Genomic DNA, 23,996 nt, shown 5'->3' with positions numbered 1-23,996 from the left:
GAAGGCAGGCTTTAAAGGCCCAGAACCTTTGCATCAACAGACAGGGAGTACTGTTCCATGACCATGATGAAAACCCTTTTGGGCACGGCGGCTGCACTGGCCGTGACTGCCGGTGCCGGCCTGGCAGAACCTGCGCTGATCTTTGATCTGGGCGGCAAGTTCGACAAGTCGTTCAACGAAGCGGCATTTAACGGTGCACAGAAATGGGCCGACGAAACTGGCGGCACGTTCCTTGAAATTGAACTGACCTCGGAAGCCCAGCGCGAGCAGGCCCTGCGTCGCTTTGCCGAAGCTGGCGCCAACCCGGTGATCACCACCGGCTTTGCCTTTGCTACCCCCGTGGGCGAGGTTGCCGCGGACTATCCGGACACCAAGTTCATCAACATCGATGGCTGGCTGCCCGAGGTGCCCGCCAACGTACAGCTGATCTCGTTCCAGGAACATGAGGGCTCGTACCTTGTGGGCATGATGGCCGCGATGGCGTCCGAGTCGGGCACGGTTGGCTTTGTTGGCGGCATGGACATCCCGCTGATCCGCCACTTTGGCTGCGGCTATGCCCAGGGCGCCAAGGCTGTGAATCCTGATATCACCGTTGTGGCCAACATGACCGGCACCACGCCGGCTGCATGGAATGACCCGGTGAAAGGCGGCGAGATCGCCAAGGCACAGATGAGCCAGGGCGCTGACGTGATCTATGCCGCCGCGGGCGGCACCGGTGTTGGTGTGCTGGAGGCCGCGGCCGATGGCGACATCCTGTCGATCGGCGTGGACAGCAACCAGAACCACCTGTACCCGGGCAAGGTTCTGACGTCGATGCTGAAACGCGTTGACGTGGCCGTCTACAACTCGATGAAAGCCGGCGACGCGGTTGAAACCGGTGGCTTCACCGTGCTGGGTCTGGCCGAGGAAGGCGTGGGCGTTGCCATGGACGAAAACAACGCCGCGCTGGTCAGCGACGAGATGAAATCGGCCGTGGATGAAGCCCGCGACAAGATCATCGCCGGTGATCTGGAAGTGGTGGCCTATTACGCCAATGACAGCTGCCCGGTCCACGAATTCTGATCGCAAGGTCGTTTGACAAAGGGTCGCGCCCTGAACGGCGCGGCCCCAACAAGCAATAACCCCAGGGGGACAGCGTGAGCGACGCGGCAATCGAACTGCGCGGGATTTCCAAAGCGTTTGGCCCGGTCCAGGCAAACAAAGACATCTCCATCCGCGTGATGCCGGGCACGATCCACGGCATCATCGGCGAAAACGGCGCGGGAAAATCCACGCTGATGTCGATTTTGTACGGGTTCTACAAGGCCGATGCGGGCGAGATTTTCATCAACGGCGAACAGACAACCATCCCCGACAGCCAGGCCGCCATCCGCGCCGGCATCGGCATGGTGTTTCAGCATTTCAAGCTGGTTCGGAACTTCTCGGTGGTGGAAAACATCATCCTGGGCGCCGAAGATGGCGCGCTGTTACAGCCGTCGATCACCAAGGCACGCAAAAGCCTGAAACAGCTGGCCGAGGAATACGAACTGAACGTCGATCCCGACGCGTTGATCGAGGATCTGTCGGTGGGCCACCGCCAGAGGGTGGAAATCCTGAAGGCGCTGTATCGCGAGGCCGATATCCTGATTTTGGACGAGCCGACCGGGGTGCTGACCCCGGCCGAGGCCGATCAGCTGTTCCGCATTCTGGAACGGCTGAAGGCCGAGGGCAAAACCATCATCCTGATCACGCACAAGCTGCGCGAGATCATGCATATCACCGACACGGTCAGCGTGATGCGGCGCGGCGAGATGACGGCGACGGTCAAAACCGCCGAGACCAATCCGCAAGAGCTGGCCGAGTTGATGGTGGGCCGAAAGGTTCTGTTGAATGTCGACAAAGCCCCGGCGCAACCCGGCGCGCCAGTGTTGGAGGTTGAGGGGCTGTCGGTGCACGATGGCGACGGTGTGCAGCGCCTGAAGGGTGTGTCGCTGAACGTGCGCGCCGGCGAGATCCTTGGCATTGCCGGCGTGGCCGGCAACGGGCAGACCGAACTGCTGGAAGTGCTGGGTGGCATGATGCGCGGCACCGGCAATGTGCGGCTGAACGGCGACGAGATTGACCTGACCGGAAAGTACTCCGACGGTCAGTCGCGCCGGGCCCGCGGCATTTCGCACGTGCCCGAGGAACGGCAGGACGAGGGGCTGATCCTGGAATTCGCAGCCTGGGAAAACGTGGCCTTCGGCTATCACCACGATCCGGACTATCAGCGCAACGCGATGTTCATGAACAACGCCGCCATTCGGGCCGAAACGGCCGCCAAAATGGAACGGTTCGACGTTCGCCCCCCCATCACAAACCTTGCCGCGCGCAACTTCTCGGGCGGGAACCAGCAAAAAATTGTACTGGCGCGCGAGATTGAACGTAACCCCGACCTTTTGCTGGTGGGGCAGCCGACGCGGGGCGTGGATATCGGCGCCATCGAGTTCATTCACAAACGCATTGTCGAGCTGCGCGACGCGGGCAAGGCGATCTTGCTGGTCAGCGTTGAGCTGGACGAGATCATGTCGCTGTCGGACCGCATCGCGGTGATGTTTGATGGCCAGATCATGGGCGAACGTCTGCCCGGCGAAACCGACGAAAAAGAGCTGGGCCTGTTGATGGCCGGCATAACCGGAGATGCTGCCTGATGGAACGTATGCCTCGTTGGGCCGATATCGTGCTGATCCCTCTGGTCAGCCTGATTGTGGCCTTTATGCTGTCAGGCCTGATGATCCTGGCCACCGGCGAAGACCCGATGACTGCAGCCACCACGATGATTCAGGGCGCGCTGGGGTCAACCTATGGCTGGGGCTATACGCTGTATTACGCCACCAATTTCCTGTTCACCGGGCTGGCGGTTGCAGTGGCCTTTCACGCGGGCCTGTTCAATATCGGCGGCGAGGGACAGGCGACACTCGGCGGTTTGGGCGTGGCGCTGGTGTGCCTGGCGCTGCCCTGGCCGCATTGGACCTTGGCGATTGTCTTTGCCGCGCTGGGTGGCGCGGTGTTCGGCGCCGCATGGGCGGCGATCCCGGCCTATCTGCAAGCCAAACGCGACAGCCATATCGTGATCACCACGATCATGTTCAACTTCATTGCCGCGGCGGTGTTGAACTATGTGCTGGTGAACCTGCTGCGCCCCGCCGGCTCTATGGACCCGGCCAGCGCGAAATTCCCCGAAGGTACAAACCTGCCAACGTTGCACGAGATTTTGGCCGTGGTTGGCATCCCTTTCTCGAAATCCCCTCCCGCCAATGTGTCCCTTTTCCTGGCTTTGGGTGCTTGCGTTGCGGTATGGGCGCTGATCTGGCGGACGCGGATCGGGTTCGAAATGCGGTCTTTTGGCAAGTCACCACGCGCAGCCGATTACGCCGGTATCTCGACCACAAAGATCACGATGATCGCCATGCTAATCTCGGGCGGTTTAGCCGGTATGATGGCCGTGAACTCGGTCATGGGGGAATCTGAACGCTTGGTATTGAACTCGGTCGAAGGGGCCGGCTTTATCGGCATCGCCGTGGCACTTATGGGACGCAATCACCCTTTTGGCATTCTCATTGCAGCCGTACTTTTTGGGTTCCTGTATCAGGGTGGGGCCGAGCTGGGCCTGTGGACCAAGATCCCGCGCGAGATGGTGATTGTTATCCAGGCGCTGGTGATCCTGTTCACCGGCGCGTTGGACAATATGGTGCGCTGGCCGCTTGAACGGCTGTTCCTGAGCGTCGGCAAGGGAGACCGCTGATGGATTTCCTCGAACTTCTGCAAGTCCTCGACAGCTCGTTGCGCTTGGCCATTCCGCTGCTTCTGGCCTGTCTGGCCGGGTTATTCTCTGAACGTGCGGGCATTTTCGACATCGGGCTGGAAGGCAAGATGTTGGGCGCGGCCATGATGGCGGCGGCCATTGCAGCCATTACCGGCAATGTTTGGCTTGGCCTTTTGGCCGGCATTTTTGCGTCGGTGGTGTTGGCCGGAATCCACGGGCTGGCATCGATCACGTTCCGTGGGGATCAACTGATCTCGGGCGTGGCGATCAACTTCCTTGCTGCAGGTTTGACCGTTGTAGTGGCGCAGGACTGGTTCGCCCAGGGCGGGCGCACGCCGTCCCTGGACGGGGCTGCGCGCTTCAATCCGATTGAGCTGCCTTTTGCCATAGGACCAAGCGATGCTGCCGAAACCGGGCGTCGCCTTAACGAATTGATTGCCGAGGCAAGCCCAATACAGCAGGTATACTCGGAACTGATCTCGGGCCACACACTGCTGGTCTATCTGGCTCTTCTTGCCGTGCCCCTGTCATGGTGGGTGCTTTATCGCACCCGGTTCGGGTTACGTCTGCGCGCTGTGGGCGAAGCGCCCGAGGCGGTGGATACCGCCGGTATCTCGGTCATTCGGTTGCGGTTTGTCGCGGTGATCCTTTGTGGCGTGCTGTGCGGGATTGCCGGGGCCTATCTGTCCACGGCGCTGCTGGGCGGGTTCGTCAAGGACATGACCGCCGGTCGCGGGTTTATCGCGTTGGCGGCCCTGATCTTTGCAAAATGGCGGCCGTGGTACGCATTGTCGGCCACATTGCTGTTTGGATTCCTGCAAGCTGTCGTCGTGCGATACCAGAACGTAGAAGTGGGTAATTTCACCGTTCCGGTGCAGTTCATGGACGCCCTGCCCTACATTCTGACGGTTGTGATCCTGGCCGGGTTTGTTGGCAAGGCTGTACCGCCAAGGGCCGGCGGACAGCCTTATGTGAAAGAGCGCTGAGCGCTACCAGAGAACCGCGGATCAGCCGTCTTGCGGCTGATCCGATTCCGAGGTCAGCGTGAATGGAGCCGGGGCCGCAATCAGATCGTCGGTCGCCAAACTGCCCGAGGGTCGCGCCAGCCGGTTGCGCACCACCCACAGCAACCGTTTTTCCGCCCGTGTGATCGCCACGTAGGCCAGTCGTTTCCACAGGGGCTGCCCGGCCTCCGACCGGCCCATGCGGGCGGCAGCCCAAAGGTCTGGGGCAAAGACCTGCACATCCGGCCACTGGCTGCCCTGCGCCTTGTGGATGGTCACGGCCGCACCGTGCAGGAACGCAGCACCCATGGTGGCGGCGTAAGGGATAAAGGGTTCTTCCTCGTCCGGCAGTTCGATCTTGACGATCGAGGCTGCTGAAACCTGCGGGTCTTCGGCCCCGAAAACATGCAGGCGCGAGAAACCGGGTTTGCGGCCGGGGCCCAGATAGACCACCTGCGCGCCTTTGATCAGGCCGCGCGCCTCAAGATCCAGCCGCTTTTTGCGGTGCTTCAGCGGCAGTTCTATCCCGTCGCAGATCAGCGGCTCGCCGGGCAGTAATTCGTCCGCAGGCGCGCCATAGGCGGCGCGGAAAGCATGGATCAGGCGGATGCGCGTGGCATTGCGCCAGACCAGCACCGGCGAGCGCGCCATCAGGTCGGCCTCGACACGGCCGGCCATCACCACGCGGTCATCGCGGGCGGCGACCTCGCTGATCATCTTCTCAAAATCTTCGAACCCCAGTGCCGGGTCTGCCAGCGCGTGGGCAAGGTCCAGGATGGGGTTGTCCTGTGTCTGGCGGTGCACGCGATGCAGGATCAGCTTGGCGGGTTCAGCCAATGCATCAAACACCATACCGCCTGACTGGTTGACCGGCGCCAGCTGCGCGGGATCGCCAAACAGAACGAGGGTGGGAAAGATCTCGGACAGGTCTTCGAATTGCTTGGCGTCCAGCATCGACGCCTCGTCAACAAAGCCGATATCCAGCGGATCCTCACGCCGTTTCCAGCCCAGGATAAAGTCCGACCCGCGCAGCCCCGCGGCCGCCAGCGCCCCGGGGATCGACTTGTTGGACTGGTAAAAGGCAAAGGCGCGATCCAACGCTGCCTCGGTCAAGCCCTCGATCTCGGGCTTTTCGCCCTGCCCGGCCAGCCATTCGGCGATGCGTTCATATTCGGGATCATAGACCGGCGTATAGAGGATGCGGTGGATCGTGGTGGCCGGCACGCCACGCGACCGCAGCACGCTGGCGGCCTTGTTGGTGGGGGCCAGGATGGCAAGCGTGCGCTTGTCCTTGCGGCGGCGGTTCTCGTAATCGCCCGACACCACCTCGGCCCCGGCCTCGGCCAGCGCATCGCCCAGCTTTGCCAATAACAGTGTCTTACCCGATCCCGCTTTGCCGATCACGGCCATGACCTTGCTGGCCCGCCCATCGATCCGGGGTGTCAGAACGCCATTGTCGATATCCACGCCAACCGACTGCAACATCTCGGTGATGCGGTCATAGGCTTCGGCCTGATCGTCAGAGAATTGCAGTTGGGGCAGAGACATGGGCGGACCCTAACGCCCTGCCCCACCATGTGCCAGCCGTTTTGCCTGTCAATAACCCGGCCACTTCTGCGCGCTGCGCAACAAGTGTTCGATCGCGCTCGGTGCGGTGACGCGCCGGCCTGCTGCAACCTCGGCCCGCGCCACGGCAAGGGATTCATCCAACTGCTTAACAAGCCCGGGCATGTCATTGTTTCGTGCAAAGTCCTGCAGGTCGACAAGAACGTCGATTATCCACTCATTCGCCATAGTGTCCCCTTTGTCCGCAGATTGTTGCATGATTCACATACAACCTAGACGTGTTTTTGGGATTCTCCTAGCGTTTTTAACGCGCAGAAAAGAAACCCCTCAACCCGGATGAGGGTTGAGGGGCTGCACCAGTCGATGGGGAAAATGAGGGGTCAGCCTTCGCAGGCATCCTCATATGTGCGCAGACCGGTGCGCGGGGCTTGGACCAGAACGGCCATGTTCCCGGGCTTGTGTTGGTTGCGCATCATTTTCATGTGCGCCTCGGGGATCTCCTCCCAAGGGAACACCTCGGACATGCACGGGTCGATCCGACGTTCCACCATCAGCTTGTTGGCCGCGGCGGCCTGTTTCAGGTGGGCAAAGTGGCTGCCCTGGATGCGCTTTTGGTGCATCCAGACATAGCGCGCGTCCATCGTCAGGTTATAGCCGGTGGTACCCGCACAGATCACAACCATGCCGCCCTTTTTTACAACGAACGTTGATACGGGGAAGGTCGACTCGCCGGGGTGCTCGAACACCATATCAACATTCACACCTTTGCCGGTGATGTCCCAGATGGCTTTGCCGAACTTCCGCACCTCGCCGAACCACTCTTTGTATTCCGGCGTGTTGACCGTGGGCAGCTGACCCCAGCAGTTAAAGTCCTTGCGGTTGATCACGCCTTTGGCGCCAAGCCCCATGACAAAGTCACGCTTGTCCTCGTCGCTGATCACGCCGATGGCGTTGGCGCCGGCGGTATTGATCAACTGGATCGCGAACGAGCCCAGACCACCCGACGCACCCCAGACCAGCACATTCTGGCCCGGCTTCAACTCGTGCGGGTGGTGGCCAAACAGCATGCGATAAGCGGTGGCCAGCGTCAGCGTGTAACAGGCCGATTCTTCCCAGGTCAGATGCTTGGGACGCGGCAACAACTGCTGCGCCTGAACATTGGTGAACTGGGCGAACGAACCGTCAGGCGTCTCATAGCCCCAGATCCGCTGGCTGGGCGAATACATCGGATCGCCGCCATTGCATTCCTCGTCATCGCCATCGTCCTGGTTACAGTGGATGACAACCTCGTCACCCACTTTCCAGTTCTTAACCTTGTCACCAACCGCCCAAACGATGCCCGACGCATCGGAACCCGCGATGTGGAAGTCGGCGTTGTGCACGTCGAACGGGCTGATCGGAACACCCAGACCGGCCCAAACACCGTTATAGTTCACGCCCGCCGCCATCACCAGAACCAGCACTTCGTGGCTGTCCAATTTGGGGGTGTCCACCACCTCGACCTCGAACGACTTGTCTGGTTCGCCATGACGCTCACGCCGGATCGCCCAAGCGTACATCTTGGCGGGTACATGACCCATTGGGGGCATTTCGCCGACCTCGTAGAGGTCCTTGGTGGGGGCGTTGCTTTGCGCTGCGCCGTCATTGGTGTCGAGAGCCATCTGAACCTCCTTCATTCCCGTTTCTCCTTGCCGCAATGCAGAATCGGTGCGGCACATGCAGCATAGCTACAATCGAGCGCGTAACTTTACAACCCCTTGGCATCATTTTTTGAAACTTTATGTCTCTGCGGATTTCCTGACCTTGATTCCCCGCGGGCCGCCCCCAGCTGCATGTCATGTCCAGATACCGCTTTGAAATCCGCCCCGGCTTTCCCGAATCCGCGCGCGCCGATGTGGCGCGGCTGTTCTGGGCGGCGTTCTCGGCCAAGCTGATCAAGGTGATGGGGCCGGACGCCAAGGCGCTGGCGGTGCTGACCCTGGGGCTGGACCCGGCCTATTGCCTGACCGCGCAGGACCCGCAGGGCCGCGTATTGGGCGCGGCGGGTTTCAAAACAGCAGACGGCGCCTTTGTGGGCGGCTCGATGGGTGATTACCGCCGCGTTTATGGCTTGTTTGGCGGGGTTTGGCGGGCTTTGCTTCTTTCAACGCTTGAACGCGAGGTCGCCCAGGGGTGCCTGCTGATGGACGGTATCTTCGTGGCCCCCGAGGCGCGCGGCAAGGGAATCGGCACAGCCCTTCTGCACGCCATCAAGGCCGAGGCCCGGGCCCGCGGGCAGCGCTCGGTCCGCCTTGATGTGATCGACAGCAACACAAGAGCCCGGGCGCTGTATCTCAGCCAGGGGTTCGAACCCGGCGGCCGTGTGACAACCGGACCATTGCGCCATATCTTCGGGTTTCAGTCGGCCCAGACAATGATTTGGTCCCTACCGCCCGAGCGCATCAGGGATGCCGCGTCGCAGCGAATTGACATCGACAGATAATTCCGTACAAATGGCACAAACGGAAACTTTATTTCGTATGGACCTGCGATGACCAACCAAACCAAAGACCGCCCCTGGCTGTTCCGCACCTATGCCGGCCACTCCACGGCCAAGGCCTCGAACGCGCTGTATCGCGGCAATCTCGCCAAGGGTCAGACCGGCCTGTCGGTGGCCTTCGACCTGCCGACGCAGACGGGCTATGACAGCGATCACGAACTGGCGCGCGGCGAGGTTGGTAAGGTCGGCGTTCCGGTGGGCCATCTGGGCGACATGCGGGCGCTGTTTGATCAGATCCCGCTGGAACAGATGAACACCTCGATGACAATCAACGCGACGGCGCCGTGGCTGCTGGCGCTCTATATCGCGGTGGCCGAGGAACAGGGCGCTGACGTGTCGAAACTGCAGGGCACGGTGCAGAACGACATCATCAAGGAATACCTGTCGCGCGGCACCTATATCTGCCCACCCAAGCCCAGCCTGCGGATGATCACCGACGTGGCGGCCTATACCCGCCAGCATCTGCCGAAATGGAACCCGATGAACGTGTGTTCCTATCACCTGCAAGAGGCCGGCGCGACGCCCGAGCAAGAGCTGGCCTTTGCCCTGGCCACCGCCACCGCCGTGCTGGACGATCTGCGCGGCAAGGTGGCGGATGAGGATTTTCCGGGCATGGTTGGCCGCATCTCGTTCTTTGTGAACGCCGGCATCCGGTTCGTGACCGAGATGTGCAAGATGCGCGCCTTTGTCGAGCTGTGGGACGAGATCACCCGCGAGCGTTATGGCATCGACGAGCCAAAATTCCGCCGCTTCCGCTATGGCGTGCAGGTGAACAGCCTGGGCCTGACCGAACAGCAGCCAGAGAACAACGTCTATCGTATTCTACTGGAAATGCTGGCGGTGACCCTGTCGAAAAACGCCCGCGCCCGCGCGGTGCAGCTGCCGGCGTGGAACGAGGCGCTGGGTTTGCCGCGCCCGTGGGATCAGCAATGGTCGCTGCGGATGCAGCAGATCCTGGCCTACGAGACCGACCTGCTGGAATATGGCGACCTGTTTGACGGCAACCCGGCGGTGACGCGCAAGGTTGAGGCGCTGAAAGACGGCGCCCGGGCCGAACTGGCGCAGATCGACGGCATGGGCGGCGCGGTGGCGGCGATCGAATACATGAAATCGCGGCTGGTCGACAGCAATTCGGAACGCATCACCGGCATCGAAGGCGGCGAGACCACGGTGGTGGGCGTGAACCGCTGGACCGAGGGCGAAGACAGCCCCCTGACCGCCGGGGATGAGGCCATTATGGTGGCCGACCCCGCCGCCGAGGCCGATCAGATCACCCGCCTGACCACCTGGCGCGAAACCCGCGACGCGGGTGCGGTTGAGGCGGCGCTGGCCGAGCTGCGCGCCGCGGCGGCCAGCGGTGCCAATATCATGCCGGCCTCGATCAAGGCGGCCAAGGCGGGTGCGACCACCGGCGAATGGGGCGACATGATCCGCACCGCGTTTGGCCAGTATCGCGGCCCCACCGGCGTATCGCGCAACCCCTCAAACCGGACCGAAGGGCTGGACGATATCCGCGCGCAGGTGGATGTGGTCTCCACCAAACTGGGCAGCCGTCTGAAATTCCTGGTGGGCAAACCCGGCCTGGACGGCCACTCCAACGGGGCCGAGCAAATCGCCGCGCGTGCCCGCGATTGCGGCATGGACATCTCGTATGAAGGTATCCGCCTGACCCCCGAAGAGATCGTCGAGGCCGCGCGCAACGAAGAGGTGCACGTGGTCGGCCTGTCGATCCTGTCGGGCAGCCACATCCCGCTGCTGGAGGACCTGATGCAGCGCATGCGCACCGAAAACCTGGACCATATCCCGGTTGTGGTGGGCGGCATCATCCCCGACGAGGATGCCGAACGCCTGCGCGCCATGGGGGTTGCCCGGGTCTATACGCCCAAGGATTTTGAGCTGAACCGCATCATGGGTGACATCGTCACCTTGGCCGATCCCTCTGATATCGCTGCAGAATAACCACAACAGGCCCGGCAAACGCCAAATCCGAGCGCTGTCCGCCGCAAGGCGGCACGCGAGAAATAACCTTGCGTGCGCAGCACGCCCAATTTGGTAACAGCCGCTTGCATTCGCGGCGGCCACGGGGGCAAAGTGCCTTAAAAACAAGGGACATTGCCATGACCATCCATATCGGGGCCCAGCCGGGCGAAATTGCCGAAACCGTTTTGTTGCCGGGCGATCCGTACCGGGCCCGCTGGGCGGCCGAGAATTTTCTGACCGACGCCAAATTGGTCAACGAAGTCAGGGGCATGCTGGGCTTCACCGGCACCTACAAGGGCAACCCGGTGACCATTCACGGCTCGGGCATGGGCATGCCCAGCCTGTCAATTTATGCCAACGAACTGATCAAGGATTACGGCGCCAAAACGCTGATCCGCATCGGGTCCTGCGGGGCAATGCAGCAGCACGTCAACGTCCGCGACGTGATTCTTGCAATGACTTCTTCAACTTTATCCACCCCCAGCCGGGGATTCTTTAAAGAATTGCAGTATGCGCCCTGTGCGGATTTTAAACTTTTGGAGGCCGCCGCCGCCGCCGCACGCAGCCGCGACGTGCCCCTGCATGTGGGCGGGATCTATTCGGCCGACGTGTTCTATGACGAACGCCCCGACCTGAACGAGCAGATGACCCGCCACGGGGTTCTGGCGGTCGAAATGGAGGCGGCCGAGCTTTACACCGTTGCCGCCCGCTATGGTTGCCGCGCTTTGGCGGTTCTGACGGTCAGCGACCATTTGCTGACCGGCGACGCGCTGCCCAGCGAAGACCGCGAGCGCAGCTTTGGCGACATGGTCGAGATCGCCCTGGACGCCGCGTTCAGCTGAACAAAAAGCCGGGCCATGATGGCCCGGCGTCATGCATTACGATTTGGGCGTCTCGGGCTTGGGCCGGCGGCGCAGCAGACCGCGGCCGGGGCCGTCGGGGCCGTACCACTGCTCGTTCCGGGTGGCGAACATGGTGCCGGCCAGTGCCGCGAAGACCAGGGTAGAGCCAGCCAGCAACGCGAAATCGGCGCTGCGCAGGATCAGGTAGACCAGCGCGTAAAGCACCGACAACACCGCGCCCAGCACCAGCGCGCGCTTGCCCAGCCGCAGCCCGACAAACCCATACATCGTCAGCACCAACACCACCGCCCCCGCCGACAGCGCATAGGCCGCGCCAAACCCGATATGTTCGGCATAGGCGACCATCAGCACCACGAACAGCGCCTGCATCAGCCCGATCAGCAAGTATTGCACCGGGTGGGTGGGCGTGCCGCCACGCGGTTCCACCAACAGCACGGTCAGGAAGGTCAGCGCGATGAACAGGATGCCGTAATTGGCGACGCGATAGGCCTTTTGGTAGAAATCATTGGGCTGGATCAGCTCTACCCCAAAGGTGGAGACATTGGCCTTGGCCAGCTGGTCGGCGCGCGCCACCTCGGGCTGGCTGCGGGCCAGGTGGGGAATGGTCCAGCGGGCCTGAAACCCGGCATCCGAAACGGTGCGCTCATCAGGCAGGAAGGCGCCGGTGAAACTGGGATCGGGCCAGTCGCTGGTCATGTCAACCACGCTGGTCCGGCCCACCGGGGCAACGCGGAAGCCATGCGCGCCGTTCAGGCCAAGCCGCAGGGTGAAGGCCTGCATGCCCTGCGGATCACCCAGGGCGCTGGTGATGCCCAGCCTGTTGTCGCGGGAAAAGGGTTCCAGGCTGAGCGGGCTGCCATCGGCCGACAGGTCAGCCTGGCCGCGCAGCGACCGGTTGCTGGACAGCGCCACGCGCAGGGTGGTGCCCTCCCATTTGGCGTATTGCCCGTCATCCAGCAGCGCCCGGGCGCGGTCGAGGTTGAAGGTGAACTGCATCACCGCCTCGGCCTGATAGACCGGGACATCGAAGATGCCACGGCTGCGGATCTGCGTGGTGGCGTCGATCTGCACATCGAAGCGGTCGGGCAGCAGGTAGATCGGCGTGAGCTTTTGTTCGACCTGTTCCTCGACCACGCGGAACCGCGCCTCGCCCGAGACCGGGTCGCGGGCGGCCTCGCCGGTTGCGGGGTCGGTGATGGTTTCCTTGCGGGTCTGGGTGACGGTTTTGGACACCGGAATGACCAGTTGCGGGCCACGCAGGGTTTGCGCGCCGCCCCATTCCTGGCCAACGCTTTGATTGACCTCGCGCGAGTAGCGGGCACGGCTGTCGACAATGTCGCCGGCAAAAAACAGGGGAATGAACATCAAAAGGCCCAGAAGGCCCACAACAAAGAAACGAAATCCGGCCGAACGCATGGAACCCTCCTTAGTGGCGTTGGGGGCATCTTACGGCGCGGCTGTGCAGATGAAACGCCTAAAACGTGCAGAATTTGTGCAGGCCGGGGGTTTACGGCTTTGCGCCCGGGCGGGTAACATGGGGGCGTATTCACAGGCTGCACCCGACCCCGGGGCAGCCTTTTTCCTTGGGAGCATTGGATATGAAGCAACGTCAACTTGGGGCCCATGGCCCGAAGGTGAGCGCCATTGGTTTTGGCGCGATGGGTTTTGCCGGGTTTTTCGGGTCGACGGATGAAGAGACCTCGATGGCGTGTCTGGACGCGGTGGTTGCGGCCGGGATCAACTTTTGGGACACCGCGAATGTCTATGGCATGGGCGTATCCGAAAACATCATTGGCAAGTATCTGGCCGCCAAGCCGACCGAGATTGTTCTGGCGACCAAGGCCGGGATCGTGCGGGGGGAACGGCGGACGTTCAACAATGATGCGGATTACCTGCGGGCCGAGTTGGAAGAATCATTAAAGCGGCTGGGCCGCGACAAGGTGGAGCTGTTCTATATCCACCGCCGCCAGCCCGAGATCGCGGTGGAGACCGTGGTGGAAACCCTGGCGGGTTTCATCGAGGAAGGGCTGATCGACGGCTATGGCCTGTCGGAAATCTCACCCGGCACGTTGCGGCGCGCGGCCAAGGTGCACCATTGCACGGCGGTGCAGAACGAGTATTCGCTGTGGTCACGGGGCCCGGAACTGGGCCTGTTGCAGGCGTGCGACGAGCTGGGAACGGCGTTCATCCCGTTTTCGCCGCTGGCGCGCGGGTTTCTGTCGGATGCATCCATCGCGCCCGAGCAGATGGCCGCGGAAGATTTCCGCCGCGAGATCCCACGCTTTACCCGGCCCAATTTCGACCATAACGCCGAATACCTGGCCGCCTTCCGCGAATGGTGTCAGGGCAAGGGTTGGACCGTGGCCGGGGCGTCGATTGCCTGGGTGCTGGACCAGGGCGAACACCTGATCCCGATCCCCGGCACGCGCAGCGCCGAGCATCTGGCCCATTGGGCCGAGGCGGATCAGATCGCGCTGAGCGACGCCGACCGGGCCGACATTGCGCGGATCCTGCCGGTGGGCTTTGCCCATGGCGACCGCTACAATGACTGGCAGCTGATCGGCGCCGAGCGCTACAGCTAAGCGGCCTTTTTCGGACCACGATTCCGGCGGCGCTGCGGGCGCCGCCGATTGTTGTTGCCGGGTTTGCCGCCCGGTTTCGCACCGCGCGCCGGCTTTTTATGAGGTGTCAGACCAGCGGGCGGCGTACCGCTGCCTACCGGAATTTCAAGCTTCATAACCTTCTGGATCGCGCGCAACTGGCTGGCTTCATCAGGCGCACAGAACGCAATCGCGCGGCCCTCGGCCCCGGCGCGGGCGGTCCGGCCAATCCGGTGCACAAAATTGTCGGGCACGTTAGGCAGATCATAGTTGTAGACATGCTTGACGTCAGGGATATCGATGCCGCGCGCGGCCACATCCGTGGCCACCAGCACTTTGATGGCTCCGTCGCGAAAACCGGCAATAGCGCGGTCTCGCTGACCCTGGGTCTTGTTACCGTGGATCGAGGCGGCCTCGAAGCCCGCTTTGACCAGATGCTTCATCAGACGCTCGGCACCATGTTTGGTGCGGGCAAACACAAGCGCACGTTCATCGGTATGCTTGGACAGAAACTCTTTCAGCAGCTCGGTCTTTTCGGGCTGTGCCACGAAATGCACCTCTTGCGTGATCTTGTCCGCCACACGGCCCGGGGGCGAGACTTGCACGCGTTCGGGATTGTTCAGGAAGGATTCCGCGATCTCGGCCATCAACTTGGGCATAGTGGCCGAAAACAGCATGGTTTGCCGTTTTTCCGGCAGGTATCCCGCGATTTTGCGCAGGTCGTGGATAAAGCCCATGTCCAGCATCTGGTCGGCCTCGTCCAGAACCAGAAAGCGGGTCGCGTTCAGAGTAACCGCCTTGCGATTCAAAAGGTCCAGCAGTCGGCCGGGTGTTGCCACCACGATATCGGTGCCGCGCGACAGGCGCTGTGACTGCGCGTTGATCGACTGCCCACCGACAACCATGCCCACCTTCATGGGCGATTTCCCCAAATAGTTGCGCAGGTTGTCCTGAATCTGTTTGGCCAGTTCCCGCGTGGGGGCCAGAACAAGACCACGGATCGTCCTGGGATCAGGCTTTGTGCCGAATTGCATCATCTGTTGGATCAACGGCAGGCCAAAGGCGGCGGTTTTGCCGGTGCCGGTCTGCGCCAACCCCATGATGTCGCGCCCTTCCAGCGCCAGCGGGATCGCATGTTGTTGGATCGGTGTGGGGTCTTTGATGCCCGCGGCATCAAGGCCCGCGACCAGTTTCTTGGCCAGGCCAAGCGAAGCGAAATTCGTCAAATTATTGTCCTTTCGGGCGGCAAAACACCACCCTTGCCCGCAAGTTGCGGGATGTCGCATGGGGCAGGCCGGTTTCTGTGGCCTGTCGGACCCCTGCGTGATGTGGGAACCTATGAATCGTCTGCGGTGCCATCTCGCCCCTGTTTGTCGGGCACCCACGCTCACGCGGCGGGGGACGGCACTACGGGGGCGATATGGACGCCGCGACGCAGAAAGTCAACCGCGTACCGGATTGAGGCAGTCCACGGGTGGTTTACCGGTATCAGGCAGAGTGGCCCCGCAATAGTTGCAGCGCCATTGTCCCGCCTTGCGGTCCTGCCGCCAGCGGCAATTGCGCGTCAGCGTGGTGGTGGATCGGCGCCACCACAGGAAGGCGAGAACGCCCAGCAACAGAATCAGCAGAAGTACAGGCATCAGGTTGCCTTAAAAGAAAAGCCCGGGCCAATCCCGGCCCGGGCCTTGCATTGCACGTTGAGGCGTCAAACGACCCGTTCGACCATCATCTTCTTGATCTCGGCAATCGCTTTGGCCGGGTTCAGGCCTTTGGGGCAAGTGTTGGTGCAGTTCATGATCGTGTGACAGCGATACAGCTTGAACGGATCTTCCAACTCGTCCAGACGCTCGCCGGTGGCTTCGTCGCGGCTGTCGATGATCCAGCGATAGGCGTGCAGCAGCGCGGCCGGGCCAAGATAGCGGTCACCGTTCCACCAATAGCTGGGGCACGAGGTTGAGCAGCTGGCGCACATCACGCATTCATACAGGCCATCAAGCTTTTTGCGGTCTTCGATCGACTGCTTCCACTCTTTGGCGGGGCGGTTGGTCTTGGTTTCCAACCACGGCATGATCGACGCGTGTTGGGCGTAGAAATGCGTGAGGTCGGGGATCAGGTCCTTGACCACCGGCATATGCGGCAGCGGGTAGATCTTGACGTCGCCCTTGACCTCGTCCAGTCCGTAGATACAAGCCAGCGTGTTGATCCCGTCGATATTCATCGCGCAGGACCCACAGATGCCCTCGCGGCACGAGCGGCGGAAGGTCAGCGTGGGGTCGATCTCGTTCTTGATCTTGATCAGCGCGTCCAGAATCATCGGGCCGCAGGTGTCCATATCCAGGAAATAGGTATCGACGCGCGGGTTCTGGCCGTCTTCCTCGTTCCAGCGATAGATGTGGAAGGCGCGCACGTTGGTGGCGCCTTCGGGCTTGGGCCAGGTTTTACCCTTGGTGATCTTGGAGTTCTTGGGAAGACTGAACTGTACCATGGAGTTACCTTTCTTGGCTTTCGCCATGTTTGCCAAACATGGCGTTGCGGAAGTTGCGAAGACCGGCTGCGTGACGTCGGCCAAGCTGACGCGTAGAAATGATATGAAGGGGCGACTTCGTCATGATGTCGCGCTGAGTTCGAAGAGATTCAAGAATTCTTCAACGCCAAAACTGTCGAGTGTTTCATTCATGAATTCGCCGACAATGGCATCGTAGTTGTCAGACAGAACGGTGGAATTTGGATCAAGACCCCGCAGTTGAACCAGTGCCGTTGGCGGGCAATCCAACACCTTCATTTCGATGTCCGGGCGGTAGCGCGCGATAATGGGGATCAGCTTCCAGACATCACCCGTCCAGGACAAGTTGATATCAGTATCCCAGGTACGCAGAGCGATCTGACGCGAAAACGGCAAACAATCGTGCATCATAACCGTGGCGTCGGTACCGGACACATGGCGCTCGGTATTGATCAGATCGCGGAGAAGAAACTCGAACAGATGCATGCCGTCGAGAAAGGCAAAGTCAATTTTGAACGCGTTGCGATCCATGTAGTTCGAAGCAAAGAAATCATCGCTGGGGCCTTGGAACAAGAAGAGCGAAGATTTGTTGGCCGCGACGTCATGAGAAATCTTGAACTCTGGGTCGATCGCAATGCAATGGCCACGAGCCGGCACAAGGCTTTTGCCGGACTCGGTGCCGATTTCAAGATAGGTTCTTGGCTTGAGGCGATCATGACAAAGGGCCAAGTATTCTTCGTAAGGCATTCCCTCAAGAACCGGAAACTCCGGTTCGGGCACGTCACCAGGCCGAATTTTCGATTTCTTTTTCAGAAACATGGCACCCTTCTAGAACGCTTGACGGGACGTGCGTGTGCAACAACGCATCAGTTCAACATCACATTTTACGCATCTGCCGGCAGTGAAACTGTCTGGCAACACATCCCCAAACAGCAACATCATCAGAACGTCCGCGCCTTGGGGGCGATTTTCTGCAGGCTGATGCCGCCCTCGTCTTCGGTGGTCAGCGGGTCGGCGATGACCGGGCGATAGGACAGATCGACCGATGTGCCGGCCGCGTCGACGCGGGCCACGGTGTGCACGCGCCAGTTTTCGTCGTCGCGTTCGGCAAAGTCCTCGTGCGCGTGGGCGCCGCGGCTTTCCTTGCGGGCCTCGGCCGACACGATGGTCGTCAGCGCCGAGGGCATCAGGTTGGTCAGTTCCAGCGTTTCCATCAGGTCGCTGTTCCAGACCAGCGTGGTGTCGGTGACCTTCAGGTCGGTCATCTTGCCGGCGATCGCGGTCATTGCGTCCACGCCTTCGGCCATGGTTTTGGCGGTGCGGAACACGGCCGCGTCGCGCTGCATGGTTTTCTGCATGTCCAGCCGCAGATCGGCGGTGGGGATGGCGCCCTTGGCGTGGCGTAGCCCGTCGAACCGGTCAAAGGACTTCTGGATCTGCGCGGCGGGTGCGGTGGGCACGGCGGTGGTCGGGTCAACCACGGCGCCGGCGCGGATGGCCGAGGCGCGGCCAAACACCACAAGGTCGATCAGCGAGTTCGAGCCCAGCCGGTTGGCGCCATGGACCGAGGCACAGCCGGCCTCGCCCACGGCCATCAGGCCGGGTACAACGGCGGTGGGGTTGTCTGCGGTCGGGTTCAGAACCTCGCCCCAATAGTTGGTCGGGATACCGCCCATGTTGTAGTGCACCGTCGGCAGAACCGGGATCGGTTCCTTGGTCACGTCGACACCGGCAAAGATGCGCGCGCTTTCCGAGATGCCGGGCAGGCGCTCGGCCAGGGCCTCGGCGGGCAGGTGGTTGAGGTTCAGGAAAATATGGTCGCCCTCGGCGCCCACACCGCGGCCTTCGCGGATCTCCATCGTCATCGAGCGGCTGACATAGTCGCGCGGGGCAAGGTCCTTGTAGGTGGGCGCATAGCGCTCCATGAACCGTTCGCCCTCGGCGTTGGTCAGATAACCGCCCTCGCCGCGTGCGCCTTCGGTGATCAGGCAGCCCGAGCCGTAGATGCCCGTGGGGTGGAACTGTACGAACTCCATATCCTGCATGGGCAGGCCGGCGCGCATCACCATGCCGCCGCCATCGCCGGTGCAGGTATGGGCCGAGGTGGCCGAGAAATAGGCGCGGCCGTAGCCGCCGGTGGCCAGAACCGTCATCTTGGCGTTGAACACGTGGAACGTGCCATCGTCCAGCTTCCAGCACAGCACGCCCTGGCATTCGCCGTCATCGGACATCAGCAGGTCGATGGCGAAGTATTCAATGAAGAACTCGGCGTTGTTCTTGACCGACTGGCCATAGAGCGTGTGCAGGATGGCGTGACCTGTGCGGTCGGCGGCGGCGCAGGTGCGTTGCACGGGCGGGCCTTCGCCAAACTCGGTGGTGTGGCCGCCGAACGGGCGCTGATAGATCTTGCCCTCTTCGGTGCGCGAGAAGGGCACGCCGTAATGTTCCAGCTCGTACACGGCTTTGGGCGCCTCGCGCGCCAGGTATTCCATCGCGTCGGTATCGCCCAGCCAGTCCGAGCCTTTGACGGTGTCATACATGTGCCACTGCCAGCTGTCGGGGCCCATATTGCCCAGCGATGCGGCGATGCCGCCCTGGGCGGCCACCGTGTGCGAGCGGGTCGGGAACACTTTGGTCACACAGGCGGTGCGCAGGCCCTGTTCGGCCATGCCAAGCGTCGCGCGCAGACCGGCGCCGCCAGCGCCAACAACCACAACATCGTATTCGTGGGTCTCAAATTCGTAAGCAGCCATGAGGTGCGGTCTCCGGATTAAAGAGCGATGCGGGCGATGGCGAACAGGCCGGTGGCGGCCGCCGCATAGCACAGGCAGGTGAAGGCAACGATCAGCACATGGCGGGTCAGGCCGCTGGTGTAATCCTCGATCGTGGCCTGCACACCGTTTTTATAGTGCATCAGCCCGGTGACGATGGTCAGACCCGAGACGATGGCCGGGAAGGGCCGCGCGAAATAGGCCACCACAACGTCATGCGGTTCGCCCAGGATCGGGCCGAAAGTGAAGATGAACAGCGGCACCAGGATCAAAAGCGCCGCCGAGGACACCATCATCGACCAGTGGTGATGCACGCCGGCATGCGCCGAGCCCATGCCATTTGCGCGTTTGCGATCTGTCAGAAAAGCCATCGGAACCCCCTTAGATCACGATCAGTGTGAATGCGGTCATAATGAACGAACCGGCCACAACGGCCCAGCCCAGGCGTTTGGCGGTGTCCAGTTCCAGACCGCGCCCGCTGTCCCAGATCAGGTGGCGCACGCCCGCCAGCAGGTGATACCAAAGCGCCCAGAGCGAGCCAAGCAGGATCAGATCGCCGATCAGCGACCGCACCACGCCATCGGCCACGGCAAAATATTCAGGACCGGCCGAGGCGGCCAGCAGCCACCACACAACCATCAACGACGCCAGGATCAGTGCCACACCGGTGATCCGGGTCAGGATCGACGAGATCGACGTGATTTGCGGGCGGTAAATCGCCAGATGCGGCGAAAGCGGCCGGTTTCCCCTGTTGACGTCTGCCATGGCTACCTCTTTGTCGTGTCGCTATGATGTTGTCCCCGGTCTTACGGATTTTTTCAGCCGAGTCACGGCTCGTTAGCGCTGATCATTGCAAAAAATATGCGATCTGCGCGCATTTGTCAGGTTTGTGATCACGGGAATTGGCGTTGTGATCACATATCCCGCTACGGCGCAGCATTGGCCAGATACTCTGTCAATTCCGTGCACATCAGGATCAGGGCTTCGGACGGATCATAAAAGGCATTCGCCTCGCCACAGGGGGCAATGGCCACCAAAAGGTCACCGGGCAAGGCAAAATCCTCGGCCAGCGCATCCATTTCGGCCTGCATCACTTCGGCGGTGAAAACGTCCAACTCGTTGCGCGTGTCGATCTCTAGCACCAGATCGGTGCGTTGCGCGGGGCCGGCGGCCAGTTCGTCCAGTACCGAACCCCAGCTGTCGGCGGCCAGGTCAAATTCTTCCTCGCAGGTCTCGGCGCGCTCGCCCGGCAGGCCCAGCTCGTCGGCCACATCCGCACGCTCGTCGGGGTTGGCACCGTAAAACAGACAGACCAGCGTGTAATAGCGCTGCAGGTCCGGGCCGTGCACGCCCCAGAAGATCGGCTCGTATTGTTGCGCGTCGTCGTAGAAGCCAAAGGCGGTGTCATAGGCGATCTGAACCGCGGCCTCTTCTTCGAAGAACGCGTCGATCAGAACAACGCTGAGGACGTCGGCGGCGTCTTCCTCCTGCCCGAAAACCGGCAGGCCCATCAGGTCAATCAGGGCGTGGCCCAGCTCGTGGTAGAAAATCGCCAGAAGGTTGGACTCCACATAGCCCGCCACGTCGTCATCCAGCGCGCGGGCCGGTGAGGCCAGCGCCAGAATCATCGCGAATATGGCGGCGAAACGGGTCATGTGGGGATGTAAGCCCAGTAGTCGAGATCCAGCAAGACCCCGGGCAGGTATTTCCCGTCTTCGCCACGCGATAGCCCGGCCTCGCCCGCCTTCATCGCCACCAGCCGCAGGCGCAGCGCGCCCACACCCGGTGCGGCGGTTTCAGCTTTGTCCAACACCTCTGTCCACGCCTTTACGGTGTCGCCGGCATAGCACGGGTTGGCATGCGCACCGCCGTTGATCGCGGCGATCATCTGCGCGTTGGCTAGCCCGTTGAAGCTGAGCGCACGGGCCATCGAGATCACGTGGCCGCCATAAATCAGCCGCCGGCCGTCGGGGCGGAAGGTGGCGTCGAAATGCACCTTGGCGGTGTTCTGCCACAGGCGTGTGGCCTGCATATGCTCGGCCTCTTCGATGGTCACGCCGTCGACATGGTCGATTACCTCGCCCAGCGCGTAATCGCCCCAGCGGTGCGCCTCGCCCGCAAGGGCAAAGTTGTAATCGGCAAAGGTCAGGCCCTGCGGCACGATTAGGTCGGATGGATCAACCACCTGCGCCAGCGACGGGATCACCGGTTCGGGTGCGGGCGCGTCCAGATCGCCCTTGCGCACCATCACCCAGCGGACGTAGTCCAGTACCAGCTCGCCCCGCTGGTTCAGCCCGCGCGTGCGCACCCAGACCACGCCGGACTTGCCGTTCGAGTTCTGTTTCAGACCAATCACCTGACTTTCCGACCGCAGCGTGTCGCCGGGAAAGACCGGCGCGTGGAACCGCCCCTCGGCATAGCCCAGATTGGCCACCGCGTTCAGCGAGATATCGGGCACGGTTTTGCCAAACACGGTGTGAAAGGCGATCAGGTCGTCCAGCGGCGACGCGGGCAGGCCGCTGGCCCGGGCAAATTCGTCCGAGGAATAAAGCGCGTGCCGGGCGGGATAAAGCGCGTGATAAAGCGCCCGCTCGCCCCCTAACAGGGTGCGCGGCACGGCGTGGGCGATGACCTCGCCCAATGTGTAATCCTCGAAGAAACGGCCCGGATTGGTCTTTGGCATGGGTTCAGAGTGCTCCTAGCTTGATGTCTGGCGCATAGTCGCCAGGCGCGTCTTTGACCACGGCCTGCGCACAGCGCATCTTTCCCGTGACCGGGTCGTGGGCATAGGCGGGGTCGCCATAAAGCGTCCAGCCTTTGGACAGGGCCTCGGTCACCTTGTGGCAAAAGGCCGAGGTGTCTTCTTCGGTAAGCAGTCGATAAGCTTGCATGAGCATCACATCGGAAAAGGGTTGGGGCCAAGAAGGCTGTGAGCCATGGCAATGGCAGCAAAGGCGGCAACCGACAGGGCAACAAAACGGACATCCCCCGCGATGGTGCCGTTCTTGCTGATCGCCCAGCCGGGTTCGGTTGCATTGATGATCATCATGGTCACAAGCGCCCAGATGCCCAGCCCGCCAAACATCAAAATCGCGGCCAGATCACCGCGCACCAACAGGTGCGACACCGACCACAACGCCATGCCGGTCAACATTGGATGGCGCAACCGCCCCGTGAGGCGGCTTTTGGTATAGCCCAGGCCCATCAGACCGATGCCGATCAACATCAACAGGTTGTTGGCGTGTTGTCCCCAAGCGGGCGGTGTCCAGACGGGAATGAACTCGGCCTCGCGATAGCCGAACACGAACGCCACGATGGACGCAACCACCGCGATGGCAACGATGCCTTTGAACGGGTCGCCGAATTTTGCGCGCGCCGCGGGGAACACGCGTTTAAAGAGGTGGGCCGACCACCACAAGATCAGCCCCACAACGATCAATGTCATAAACTGCCTTCCAAATCTGCAATTGCGGCCGCTTTGGCCAGTGTTTCCTGTGCGGTCACGATATGCAGATTCTCGACGATTTTTCCATCAACAACCGCCACGCCCTGCCCTTCGGCTTTGGCGGCGTCAAAGGCGGCAATTTGGCGTTCGGCCAGATCAATCTCGGCCTCGGTTGGTGCGAAGGCGGTATTGGCGATGGCCAGTTGTGCAGGGTGGATCAGGGTTTTGCCGTCAAAGCCCATGTCGCGGCCCTGTTCGCATTCGGCGCGCAACCCGTCTTCATCCTTGAAGGCGTTATACACGCCGTCGACGGCCACGATCCCCTCTGCACGGGCGGCCAGCAGGCACAATTGCAGCGAGGTCAGCATGGGCAGGCGATCGGCACGAAAGCGGCATTTCAGTTCTTTCGCCAGATCGTTGGTGCCCATGACGAACCCAGCCATGCGGGGATGGGCAGCAATCTCGGCGGCGTTCAGCATGCCGGCGGGTGTCTCCATCATCGCCCAAAGCGGGATATCGGCGATCTGGTCGGCGACGGCCTGCACATCGGCCGCGCTGCCAACTTTGGGGATCAGAAGTGCATCGAAATCCGCGCCTTGCAGAGCAGCGATGTCGCCCGCGGCCCATTCGGTGTCCAGCCCGTTGATCCGCACGATCCGCGCACGGTTTCCGAACCCGCCGGTCGACAAAGCAGACACAAGCGTGTCGCGAGCATTCACTTTTTCCTGCGGAGACACGGCGTCTTCGAGGTCAAAGATAATTGCGTCGCAGGCCAACCCGCGTGCCTTTTCCAAAGCGCGCTCTTTAGAGCCGGGAATGTAAAGCACGGAACGGTAAGGGCGGGCTGGCATGCTTGATTCTCCTCCGAAATATTGTTGCGCAAAACTTTCACCGCACGCAGCATTTGGCAAGGCCAAATTTGCCGCGACGCAGCAACGCCC

24 protein-coding genes are annotated in these 23,996 nt (G+C 61.7%); 8 read left to right on the top strand and 16 right to left on the bottom strand.

Features of this window, described 5'->3' with window-relative positions; all coding sequences use genetic code 11:
- Positions 1-57 precede the first annotated feature (57 nt).
- The 4 genes from ACMU_RS12985 to ACMU_RS12970 all read left to right on the top strand — a co-directional run bounded on the left by ACMU_RS12985 (position 58) and on the right by ACMU_RS12970 (position 4,770).
- Positions 58-1,062, top strand: coding sequence for a BMP family lipoprotein (locus ACMU_RS12985; RefSeq protein WP_035260234.1), 1,005 nt, complete (start codon positions 58-60; stop codon positions 1,060-1,062).
- 74 nt (positions 1,063-1,136) lie between these two features.
- A complete protein-coding gene (locus tag ACMU_RS12980) occupies positions 1,137-2,669 on the top strand; it encodes an ABC transporter ATP-binding protein (RefSeq protein ID WP_035260232.1) in 1,533 nt (510 codons plus the stop codon).
- Positions 2,669-3,763 carry an ABC transporter permease gene (locus ACMU_RS12975; RefSeq protein WP_035260230.1) on the top strand — a complete coding sequence of 365 codons (1,095 nt, stop codon included), beginning with the start codon at positions 2,669-2,671 and terminating at the stop codon, positions 3,761-3,763. Before ACMU_RS12980 ends, ACMU_RS12975 begins: the two co-directional genes overlap by 1 nt.
- Positions 3,763-4,770, top strand: coding sequence for an ABC transporter permease (locus ACMU_RS12970; protein ID WP_035260229.1), 1,008 nt, complete (start codon positions 3,763-3,765; stop codon positions 4,768-4,770). Before ACMU_RS12975 ends, ACMU_RS12970 begins: the two co-directional genes overlap by 1 nt.
- Before the next feature lie 21 nt (positions 4,771-4,791).
- Here the strand turns inward: ACMU_RS12970 and ACMU_RS12965 are convergent, their stop codons facing one another.
- From ACMU_RS12965 to ccrA, 3 genes are all read right to left on the bottom strand, one after another.
- Positions 4,792-6,336: an ATP-dependent DNA helicase gene (locus ACMU_RS12965; protein ID WP_035260226.1), complete on the bottom strand. Its 1,545-nt coding sequence runs from the start codon at positions 6,334-6,336 to the stop codon at positions 4,792-4,794.
- Between the two features lie 48 nt (positions 6,337-6,384).
- The gene (locus ACMU_RS19900; protein ID WP_268870870.1) at positions 6,385-6,519 is read right to left on the bottom strand and encodes a hypothetical protein; all 135 of its coding nucleotides are present in this window, start codon (positions 6,517-6,519) and stop codon (positions 6,385-6,387) included.
- Positions 6,520-6,734: 215 nt separating this feature from the next.
- Entirely contained in the window at positions 6,735-8,015 is a 1,281-nt protein-coding gene (ccrA, locus tag ACMU_RS12955; protein WP_035260640.1) for a crotonyl-CoA carboxylase/reductase, read from the bottom strand.
- A gap of 176 nt (positions 8,016-8,191) precedes the next feature.
- Between ccrA and ACMU_RS12950 the strand changes: the two genes are divergently transcribed.
- From ACMU_RS12950 to deoD, 3 genes are all read left to right on the top strand, one after another.
- Entirely contained in the window at positions 8,192-8,836 is a 645-nt protein-coding gene (locus ACMU_RS12950; protein WP_035260221.1) for a GNAT family N-acetyltransferase, read from the top strand.
- Positions 8,837-8,884: 48 nt separating this feature from the next.
- On the top strand, positions 8,885-10,852 hold the full coding sequence (locus tag ACMU_RS12945) for a protein meaA (protein ID WP_035260219.1): 1,968 nt from the start codon (positions 8,885-8,887) through the stop codon (positions 10,850-10,852).
- 158 nt (positions 10,853-11,010) lie between these two features.
- Positions 11,011-11,715: a purine-nucleoside phosphorylase gene (deoD, locus tag ACMU_RS12940; RefSeq protein ID WP_035260218.1), complete on the top strand. Its 705-nt coding sequence runs from the start codon at positions 11,011-11,013 to the stop codon at positions 11,713-11,715.
- 36 nt (positions 11,716-11,751) lie between these two features.
- Here deoD and creD read toward each other — a convergent pair whose 3' ends face one another.
- The gene (gene creD, locus ACMU_RS12935) at positions 11,752-13,152 is read right to left on the bottom strand and encodes a cell envelope integrity protein CreD (protein ID WP_035260215.1); all 1,401 of its coding nucleotides are present in this window, start codon (positions 13,150-13,152) and stop codon (positions 11,752-11,754) included.
- 182 nt (positions 13,153-13,334) lie between these two features.
- Between creD and ACMU_RS12930 the strand changes: the two genes are divergently transcribed.
- Positions 13,335-14,318 carry an aldo/keto reductase gene (locus ACMU_RS12930; RefSeq protein ID WP_035260212.1) on the top strand — a complete coding sequence of 328 codons (984 nt, stop codon included), beginning with the start codon at positions 13,335-13,337 and terminating at the stop codon, positions 14,316-14,318.
- On the opposite strand, the gene ACMU_RS12925 is transcribed toward ACMU_RS12930, so the two are convergent.
- The 12 genes from ACMU_RS12925 to ACMU_RS12870 form a co-directional block, all read right to left on the bottom strand.
- A complete protein-coding gene (locus ACMU_RS12925) occupies positions 14,315-15,562 on the bottom strand; it encodes a DEAD/DEAH box helicase (RefSeq protein WP_035260211.1) in 1,248 nt (415 codons plus the stop codon). The two genes, ACMU_RS12930 and ACMU_RS12925, sit on opposite strands and share 4 nt — an antisense overlap.
- Before the next feature lie 216 nt (positions 15,563-15,778).
- Positions 15,779-15,976 (bottom strand): hypothetical protein, encoded by a 198-nt coding sequence (locus tag ACMU_RS12920; protein WP_035260210.1) that lies wholly within the window; start codon positions 15,974-15,976, stop codon positions 15,779-15,781.
- A gap of 65 nt (positions 15,977-16,041) precedes the next feature.
- Positions 16,042-16,821, bottom strand: a complete 780-nt coding sequence (locus tag ACMU_RS12915) for a succinate dehydrogenase iron-sulfur subunit (RefSeq protein ID WP_035260639.1) — start codon at positions 16,819-16,821, stop codon at positions 16,042-16,044.
- A 120-nt stretch (positions 16,822-16,941) separates the two neighbouring features.
- The gene (locus tag ACMU_RS12910) at positions 16,942-17,658 is read right to left on the bottom strand and encodes a class I SAM-dependent methyltransferase (protein WP_051588328.1); all 717 of its coding nucleotides are present in this window, start codon (positions 17,656-17,658) and stop codon (positions 16,942-16,944) included.
- 122 nt (positions 17,659-17,780) lie between these two features.
- Positions 17,781-19,592, bottom strand: a complete 1,812-nt coding sequence (sdhA, locus tag ACMU_RS12905) for a succinate dehydrogenase flavoprotein subunit (RefSeq protein WP_035260208.1) — start codon at positions 19,590-19,592, stop codon at positions 17,781-17,783.
- Between the two features lie 17 nt (positions 19,593-19,609).
- On the bottom strand, positions 19,610-19,981 hold the full coding sequence (sdhD, locus tag ACMU_RS12900; protein WP_035260205.1) for a succinate dehydrogenase, hydrophobic membrane anchor protein: 372 nt from the start codon (positions 19,979-19,981) through the stop codon (positions 19,610-19,612).
- 10 nt (positions 19,982-19,991) lie between these two features.
- Entirely contained in the window at positions 19,992-20,375 is a 384-nt protein-coding gene (gene sdhC / locus ACMU_RS12895) for a succinate dehydrogenase, cytochrome b556 subunit (RefSeq protein ID WP_035260202.1), read from the bottom strand.
- 161 nt (positions 20,376-20,536) lie between these two features.
- A complete protein-coding gene (locus tag ACMU_RS12890; protein ID WP_051588327.1) occupies positions 20,537-21,265 on the bottom strand; it encodes a DUF4344 domain-containing metallopeptidase in 729 nt (242 codons plus the stop codon).
- Complete coding sequence (locus tag ACMU_RS12885; protein WP_035260200.1) at positions 21,262-22,293, bottom strand: MaoC family dehydratase; 1,032 nt, start codon at positions 22,291-22,293, stop codon at positions 21,262-21,264. Before ACMU_RS12885 ends, ACMU_RS12890 begins: the two co-directional genes overlap by 4 nt.
- A 4-nt stretch (positions 22,294-22,297) precedes the next feature.
- Positions 22,298-22,501 carry a DUF1737 domain-containing protein gene (locus ACMU_RS12880; RefSeq protein ID WP_035260199.1) on the bottom strand — a complete coding sequence of 68 codons (204 nt, stop codon included), beginning with the start codon at positions 22,499-22,501 and terminating at the stop codon, positions 22,298-22,300.
- Between the two features lie 5 nt (positions 22,502-22,506).
- Complete coding sequence (locus tag ACMU_RS12875) at positions 22,507-23,055, bottom strand: NnrU family protein (RefSeq protein ID WP_035260197.1); 549 nt, start codon at positions 23,053-23,055, stop codon at positions 22,507-22,509.
- Positions 23,052-23,906, bottom strand: a complete 855-nt coding sequence (locus ACMU_RS12870) for an HpcH/HpaI aldolase/citrate lyase family protein (RefSeq protein WP_035260196.1) — start codon at positions 23,904-23,906, stop codon at positions 23,052-23,054. Before ACMU_RS12870 ends, ACMU_RS12875 begins: the two co-directional genes overlap by 4 nt.
- Positions 23,907-23,996: the final 90 nt, after the last annotated feature.

The organism is Actibacterium mucosum KCTC 23349, from assembly GCF_000647975.1.
In the GTDB taxonomy this organism is placed as follows: Bacteria; Pseudomonadota; Alphaproteobacteria; order Rhodobacterales; family Rhodobacteraceae; genus Actibacterium; species Actibacterium mucosum.
This window is presented reverse-complemented; position numbering and strand designations above follow the sequence as displayed.

Excerpts from the sequence above, each read along its gene's own strand:
- ACMU_RS12985 (WP_035260234.1), top strand. The coding sequence starts at position 58 with ATGACCATGATGAAAACCCTTTTGGGCACGGCGGCTGCACTGGCCGTG.
- ACMU_RS12975 (WP_035260230.1), top strand. The coding sequence starts at position 2,669 with ATGGAACGTATGCCTCGTTGGGCCGATATCGTGCTGATCCCTCTGGTC.
- ACMU_RS12970 (WP_035260229.1), top strand. The coding sequence starts at position 3,763 with ATGGATTTCCTCGAACTTCTGCAAGTCCTCGACAGCTCGTTGCGCTTG.
- ACMU_RS12965 (WP_035260226.1), bottom strand. The coding sequence starts at position 6,336 with ATGTCTCTGCCCCAACTGCAATTCTCTGACGATCAGGCCGAAGCCTAT.
- ACMU_RS19900 (WP_268870870.1), bottom strand. The coding sequence starts at position 6,519 with ATGCCCGGGCTTGTTAAGCAGTTGGATGAATCCCTTGCCGTGGCGCGG.
- ccrA (WP_035260640.1), bottom strand. The coding sequence starts at position 8,015 with ATGGCTCTCGACACCAATGACGGCGCAGCGCAAAGCAACGCCCCCACC.
- ACMU_RS12950 (WP_035260221.1), top strand. The coding sequence starts at position 8,192 with ATGTCCAGATACCGCTTTGAAATCCGCCCCGGCTTTCCCGAATCCGCG.
- ACMU_RS12945 (WP_035260219.1), top strand. The coding sequence starts at position 8,885 with ATGACCAACCAAACCAAAGACCGCCCCTGGCTGTTCCGCACCTATGCC.
- deoD (WP_035260218.1), top strand. The coding sequence starts at position 11,011 with ATGACCATCCATATCGGGGCCCAGCCGGGCGAAATTGCCGAAACCGTT.
- creD (WP_035260215.1), bottom strand. The coding sequence starts at position 13,152 with ATGCGTTCGGCCGGATTTCGTTTCTTTGTTGTGGGCCTTCTGGGCCTT.
- ACMU_RS12930 (WP_035260212.1), top strand. The coding sequence starts at position 13,335 with ATGAAGCAACGTCAACTTGGGGCCCATGGCCCGAAGGTGAGCGCCATT.
- ACMU_RS12920 (WP_035260210.1), bottom strand. The coding sequence starts at position 15,976 with ATGCCTGTACTTCTGCTGATTCTGTTGCTGGGCGTTCTCGCCTTCCTG.
- ACMU_RS12915 (WP_035260639.1), bottom strand. The coding sequence starts at position 16,821 with ATGGTACAGTTCAGTCTTCCCAAGAACTCCAAGATCACCAAGGGTAAA.
- ACMU_RS12910 (WP_051588328.1), bottom strand. The coding sequence starts at position 17,658 with ATGTTTCTGAAAAAGAAATCGAAAATTCGGCCTGGTGACGTGCCCGAA.
- sdhA (WP_035260208.1), bottom strand. The coding sequence starts at position 19,592 with ATGGCTGCTTACGAATTTGAGACCCACGAATACGATGTTGTGGTTGTT.
- sdhD (WP_035260205.1), bottom strand. The coding sequence starts at position 19,981 with ATGGCTTTTCTGACAGATCGCAAACGCGCAAATGGCATGGGCTCGGCG.
- sdhC (WP_035260202.1), bottom strand. The coding sequence starts at position 20,375 with ATGGCAGACGTCAACAGGGGAAACCGGCCGCTTTCGCCGCATCTGGCG.
- ACMU_RS12890 (WP_051588327.1), bottom strand. The coding sequence starts at position 21,265 with ATGACCCGTTTCGCCGCCATATTCGCGATGATTCTGGCGCTGGCCTCA.
- ACMU_RS12885 (WP_035260200.1), bottom strand. The coding sequence starts at position 22,293 with ATGCCAAAGACCAATCCGGGCCGTTTCTTCGAGGATTACACATTGGGC.
- ACMU_RS12880 (WP_035260199.1), bottom strand. The coding sequence starts at position 22,501 with ATGCAAGCTTATCGACTGCTTACCGAAGAAGACACCTCGGCCTTTTGC.
- ACMU_RS12875 (WP_035260197.1), bottom strand. The coding sequence starts at position 23,055 with ATGACATTGATCGTTGTGGGGCTGATCTTGTGGTGGTCGGCCCACCTC.
- ACMU_RS12870 (WP_035260196.1), bottom strand. The coding sequence starts at position 23,906 with ATGCCAGCCCGCCCTTACCGTTCCGTGCTTTACATTCCCGGCTCTAAA.